This is a genomic window from Variovorax sp. P4_D9, assembly GCF_056401695.1.
In genome coordinates this window covers 1-2478 of the sequence record NZ_JBFUIU010001088.1, presented here as the reverse complement: position 1 = coordinate 2478, position 2478 = coordinate 1, and the positions used below count along the sequence as shown (strand labels likewise).

The following is a 2478-nucleotide window of genomic DNA, read 5'->3' as shown; positions in this document are numbered from 1 at the left end:
CCTGGGTCTGGGAGGAAAGCATGGAGGGCATGGGTGGCTTGCAGACGCTGATTGAGATCGACTTCGTGGCGCGGGATGAAGGCACGGAGATCCGCATGCGCCACATCGGCTTCCCCTCGGAGGCTGCCCGCAACGGCCACAACCAGGGCTGGAACTCGGTCTTCAACCGCCTCACCGACCTGCTCGACGCGCGCGGCAGCGCCGCCACACTCACGCTGCTGGGCGATACAGCCAGCAGCTATGTGCGCAGCGCGCGCATCGGCCTGGCCGAGAAGGGCCTGGCCTACTCGCTGCAACGTGCGGCACCGAACAGCCCTAAGATCGACGCGATCCATCCGTTCGGCAAGATCCCTGCGTTTCGCGATGGGGCGACAGAGATCTGGGAGACCAGCGCGATCCTGCGCTACATCGACGAGGGATTCGACGGTCCATCCCTGAACCCCGGCATGCTGGTGGACCGGACGCGCACCGAACAATGGGTGAGTGCGGTCGGCGCCTACATGTACGACACCATGGTGCGGCGCTACGTGCTGCAGTACATCTTTCCGCGCGGCGAGGGCGGCAGTCCCGACCGGGCCGTGATCGACAAGGCAGTGACCGAGATGGTCCGCCCGCTCGATGCGCTGGAGCGCTGCTACCAAGGCCGCGACTTCATCGGCGGCGCCTCGCCTTCATATGCGGACATCCTCGTCACACCGATCCTGGACTACCTCGGTCGCTTCCCCGAGGGTGCCCAGTTGCTATCGGACCGACCGAACATCCGGCGCGCACTGGGCGTGATGCGGGCACGCCCCAGCTTCGCCGCTGCCACCGCCCCGCATGATGCAACCCCTGCCGCACCAACGCGGTGAAAGGAGAATCGAGATGAGCTACCTGCCCGGAAAATTCGTCTGGTTCGAGCATGCTTCCAACGATCCTGCGAAGGCGCGAGCCTTCTACGAGCCGCTGTTCGGCTGGCATGTCGAGAACATGCCCATGGGTGAGTTGCAATACGCGATGATCATGAACGGCGCCGACGGCATTGGTGGCTTCATGCAGGCCGACGGCGGTGCGCGCTGGGTCTCCTATGTCTCGGTGCCGGACGTGGACAAGGCCTACGCGGCTGCGCTCGCCGCCGGAGCCAAGAGCGAATCGCCACCCGTGGACTACGGCCCGGTAGGGCGCGCCGCGGCCGTGGTCGACCCGACCGGCGCGCGCGTCTCGTTGTGGAAGAGCGCGCAAGGAGACCGTCCCGACCAGGACACGCCCGTGGGTGGCTGGGTCTGGAACGAGTTGACCACTTCGGACCCTCAGGCGGCGCTGAAGTTCTACACCGGACTCATCGGCTACACGCAGGACGCGATGCCCATGGATTCCGGGGGCACCTACTACCTGCTGAAGACAGAGGGCGACAAGGGTCGCGGCGGCGTCATGCAGTCGTCCGACCCGAAGATGCCTTCGCAGTGGGTGCCCTATGTGAACACGACCGACTGCGACAGCACGCTCGCCAGGGCCGGCCAGTTGGGTGCGACAGTCTGCATGACGGCTACCGACATCCCGGACGTCGGCCGCATCGGCATGCTGCGCGACCCGCAGGGGGCGTTGGTTGCGGTGATCAAGCCGATGCCACGGAGCTGAGGCGTCATGACGAAGTGCGACTGAAACCAACATCGGACTCTTCGAGGGAAAGACAAGACTGGCACGTCGGCGGGAAGGCTGCGTCGTCGCAGTCGTCGGCGCCGGCAACAACCTCAACATTGATGCCGGCCTCTTCKAATGCCTGCAGGACACCGACATGGGCGTACCCGCGCAGGCCGCCGCCCCCAAGGGCAAGAGCCACGACAGGACCGGAGGACTTCGTCTTCACGAGGCGCGCCGTGTCATCGCGCACCTCGTCAAGCGTTCGCAAGACGGCCGCTTCGGTAGCCATCGATTCTTGAATGGTCCCGCACCCGGCGCTCAACCCCGCTGCGACGGCAATGCCAGACCACACGAGCTTGGATTTCCAGGGGGACCTCAGGTTGGACCTGGTGTCCTTTGGTGCAACGTTCGACACGATGCCCTCGCTGACGGCCTGGGCGATGCTGGCATCGTCCGTCACGTCAAGCCGAACCACGCGCAGACGGTCGTACGGACCGCCCAGCGCAGCCGGATCGGGGTTGCGCATGGTGGCGACGACGTTCCAGCCCTGTTTCAGAAAATGCTCTGCCGTGGCCTTGCCGTAGCCCGAAGGGCAACCAGTGATAAATACAGTTTTCATCACTGCTGTCCGGTTAAAAGCCGAACAAATTCAACTGGTTAGCGGCGTCTATCGGATCCGCGATGGACAGATCGGCGTGCAAGGCGCATGAAAGCTGGGTTTTCTCGAAAACAGAGACCGACAAGATCTGTAGACAAGTGTAGAGAGAGGCATCGAGTTGAAGCTCCTTCTTGACGATGGCGATGAGTACGTAAGGCGCGACGGCGCACCAGATCTGCGACTTCACCGCGTTCTCGCTG

The 2478-nt window shown here is 64.1% G+C and carries 3 protein-coding genes and 1 pseudogene; 2 read left to right on the top strand and 2 right to left on the bottom strand.

The genetic code is table 11. The features are described 5' to 3' along the window. The coding region (locus AC1DY5_RS51290; RefSeq protein WP_478121959.1) for a glutathione S-transferase N-terminal domain-containing protein at window positions 1–851 on the top strand (851 nt) is incomplete at its 5' end. 13 nt (window positions 852–864) lie between these two features. Beyond that, entirely contained in the window at window positions 865–1617 is a 753-nt protein-coding gene (locus AC1DY5_RS51285; protein ID WP_478121958.1) for a VOC family protein, read from the top strand. Between the two features lie 4 nt (window positions 1618–1621). Here AC1DY5_RS51285 and AC1DY5_RS51280 read toward each other — a convergent pair whose 3' ends face one another. Both AC1DY5_RS51280 and AC1DY5_RS51275 read right to left on the bottom strand, forming a co-directional pair. Further along, complete coding sequence (locus AC1DY5_RS51280) at window positions 1622–2239, bottom strand: SDR family NAD(P)-dependent oxidoreductase (protein ID WP_478121957.1); 618 nt, start codon at window positions 2237–2239, stop codon at window positions 1622–1624. 13 nt (window positions 2240–2252) lie between these two features. Next, window positions 2253–2478, bottom strand: a pseudogene (locus AC1DY5_RS51275) (IS4 family transposase); the annotation flags it as partial.

What these genes read in the sequence shown, in the direction of transcription:
- AC1DY5_RS51285 (WP_478121958.1), top strand. Translation starts at nt 865, where the DNA reads ATGAGCTACCTGCCCGGAAAATTCGTCTGGTTCGAGCATGCTTCCAAC.